The sequence below is a fragment of the Synechococcus sp. R8-2 genome (assembly GCF_047461715.1).
Taxonomy (GTDB): domain Bacteria; phylum Cyanobacteriota; class Cyanobacteriia; order Thermostichales; family Thermostichaceae; genus Thermostichus.
Genome location: NZ_JANSHQ010000141.1, coordinates 1 through 2,431, shown reverse-complemented (window position 1 = coordinate 2,431; position 2,431 = coordinate 1). Strand labels below are relative to the sequence as shown.

Below are 2,431 nucleotides of genomic sequence, written 5' to 3'. Positions count from 1 at the left end.
AGGGATCCAATCCAGCCGCCCAGGAAGTTGGTAATCACCCCGAAGATCTCGTAGAAGAGAAACAGCATGGCAATTTGGATCGGGGTAAAGCCCAACTTGTGGAAGTGCAGCAGCACCAACATGCGGATGGCGCCATCGGTGATGGTGAACCCCCAATAGGCCGCTGTAACCAGGGCGTAGTTGCGAACCGCAGAGGCTTGAGCCGTCGAAACAGAAGTCATGGGCAGGTCTCCAAGGGAGATGTTTCTATAGACTGCGGGCCACTTTGCGGGCCAGTTCCGCCATGCGGTTGGCGTAGCCCCATTCGTTGTCGTACCAGGCCAGGATCTTCACCTGGGCGCCATCCACCACCATCGTCGAGGGCGCATCCACAATGCTGGAACGGGGATCCCCTTTGAAATCCACCGAGACCAGGGGCAGCTCCTCGTAGCCGAGGATCCCCTTGAGTTCGCCCTCGGCTGCAGTTTTTAAGAGGTGATTGACTTCTTCCACGGTGGTGGGCCGCCTGACTTCGAACACCGCATCGGTCAGGGAAGCGTTCAAGAGGGGCACGCGCACGGCAATGCCGTTCAACTTGCCGTTGAGTTCGGGGTAAATCAGCCCAATGGCCGTGGCCGAGCCGGTGGTGGTGGGCACCAAAGACAGCAGAGCGGAGCGGGCCCGCCGCAGGTCTTTGTGGGGGGCATCCACCATGGTTTGAGTATTGGTGACGTCATGGATGGTGGTGATCACCCCGTGAACAATGCCGATTCCCTCGTGGATGACCTTCACCAAAGGAGCCAGGCAGTTGGTGGTGCAGGAAGCCGCCGTGAGCAAATGGTGCCGGGCCGGGTCGTACAGGTGATCGTTGACACCCATGACGATGTTGAGGGCTGTCTTGTCTTGGACGGGAGCAGCCACAATCACCTTGCACACCCCCGCTTTGAAGTAGGCATCCAGCTCCGCTGCCTTGACAAATTTGCCCGAGCATTCCAGCACTAGATCGATCCCCAACTCTGCCCAGGGCACTTCACCAGGAGACTTGTGTTCGCTAAAGGTGAGGGTTTTGTCCTGAATGCGCAGCCGGTTATCGGATCCCTCGATGTCGATAGCCCAGCGGCCCTGCACCGAGTCAAACTTCAACAGGTGGGCCGCCGTCGCAGCTCCCCCTTTGATCTCGTTGATGTGGGCGAATTCCAGCTCTTCCCAGCCCCAAGCAGCCCGCAACACCAGCCGTCCGATGCGGCCAAAACCGTTGATGCCCACCCGCACTGCCATAGCATTGACCCTAGACTTGTCCAGAAGGGATCCCGCTCTCTCAGGGCAAATCCCGCCTCAACTTTATCAGAACGCCCTAGTCGTTTCAAGACAAGTTGATGGGTAGGGTCAGGAGAGACTGGCCGATGGGGGTCGGTTCACGGTTGGCCTTGGGAAATGTTGCCGAATGTCCTGAAATCCAAAAGGGATCCGCTGAGGCAGCCCCAATCGACAACAGGGCCTATCCTGTAGCCGATTTGCAGTCCAGATCCACACCTCTGGGCAACAATTCGCCCAACCCGGCAACCGGTGGCCTAAGCTGGGAAAAGTTGTGCTTTTCTGGATGTGCCCCCGCCGCCTCAGCCTTCTGTGCAGGATGACTTTCCTCCCTTGCCTCCCCCCCCTTCCCGTTCTCCGGCCTTGAGGGTGGTGGAGACAGCTTTTTTGGCCAGTACGGCAGCCTTGATCTGGATCCTGAGCTACACGCCGCTGGCCCCCTTTATACGTCTGTTTTTCCCCATCCCGGTGGCGCTGGCGGTGATGCGCTGGGATCCCCGCACAGGGGCAATGGCCCTGGTGGTCTCCGGCCTGTTGCTGACGGTGCTGATAGGGCCCACGCGCAGCATTCTCTATGTCATTCCCTATGGTCTGCTGGGCTATTGGTGTGCCCGCCTGTGGCAGCAGCGTCTTTCCTGGTACGTCTCGGTGGTGAGCGGGGCTGTGCTCAGCGCCCTGGGCTTGATCTTTCAGTTGGTGCTTTCCTCCCTACTGGTGGGGGAAAACCTCTGGATCTACGTAACCATTCAACTTACCGGCCTAACCAACTGGCTCCTGGATGTGTCCCTCAGCCGATGGGGCGTCTACTGGGTGGCAGAACCCTGGATGGTTCAGGTGGTGGTGGTGGGATTTATTGCCTTCAATTCCCTCATCTACGTATTCACGGTGCATTTGGTGGCCGCCCTGGTGATGGAGCACTTTCGTTGCCCGCTGCCACCCCCGCCGAAGTGGGTACAGTTTTTGCTGGATTAGCAGCCCCTGTGAGTTGTACAAGAGCAGAGCAAGCTGCTCTACAAATGAGTTCTTGACAAATCTTGACAAATGAGTTCTTGGCAAAAGTCCCACCCTATTGCCATGCAACGCTACAGGAATGCAAGAACTGGAAGGTTCTCTGCTACGATCGCGGTAGCGGGACGGA

At 58.1% G+C, this 2,431-nt stretch carries 2 protein-coding genes and 1 pseudogene; 1 reads left to right on the top strand and 2 read right to left on the bottom strand.

Going from position 1 to position 2,431, the window contains the following annotated elements:
- Together NW819_RS03985 and NW819_RS03980 are read right to left on the bottom strand one after the other, a co-directional pair.
- Positions 1–221 (bottom strand): annotated as a pseudogene (locus NW819_RS03985) (MFS transporter); the annotation flags it as partial.
- Positions 222–246: 25 nt separating this feature from the next.
- Positions 247–1,257, bottom strand: coding sequence for an ArsJ-associated glyceraldehyde-3-phosphate dehydrogenase (locus NW819_RS03980; protein ID WP_414412957.1), 1,011 nt, complete (start codon positions 1,255–1,257; stop codon positions 247–249).
- 324 nt (positions 1,258–1,581) lie between these two features.
- Here NW819_RS03980 and NW819_RS03975 point away from each other — a divergent pair, with 324 nt between their 5' ends.
- Positions 1,582–2,265 carry a DUF2232 domain-containing protein gene (locus NW819_RS03975; protein ID WP_414412956.1) on the top strand — a complete coding sequence of 228 codons (684 nt, stop codon included), beginning with the start codon at positions 1,582–1,584 and terminating at the stop codon, positions 2,263–2,265.
- Positions 2,266–2,431 lie beyond the last annotated feature (166 nt).

Bases quoted from the DNA above. Each gene is read 5' to 3' on its own strand.
- NW819_RS03980 (WP_414412957.1), bottom strand. From the start codon at position 1,257: ATGGCAGTGCGGGTGGGCATCAACGGTTTTGGCCGCATCGGACGGCTG.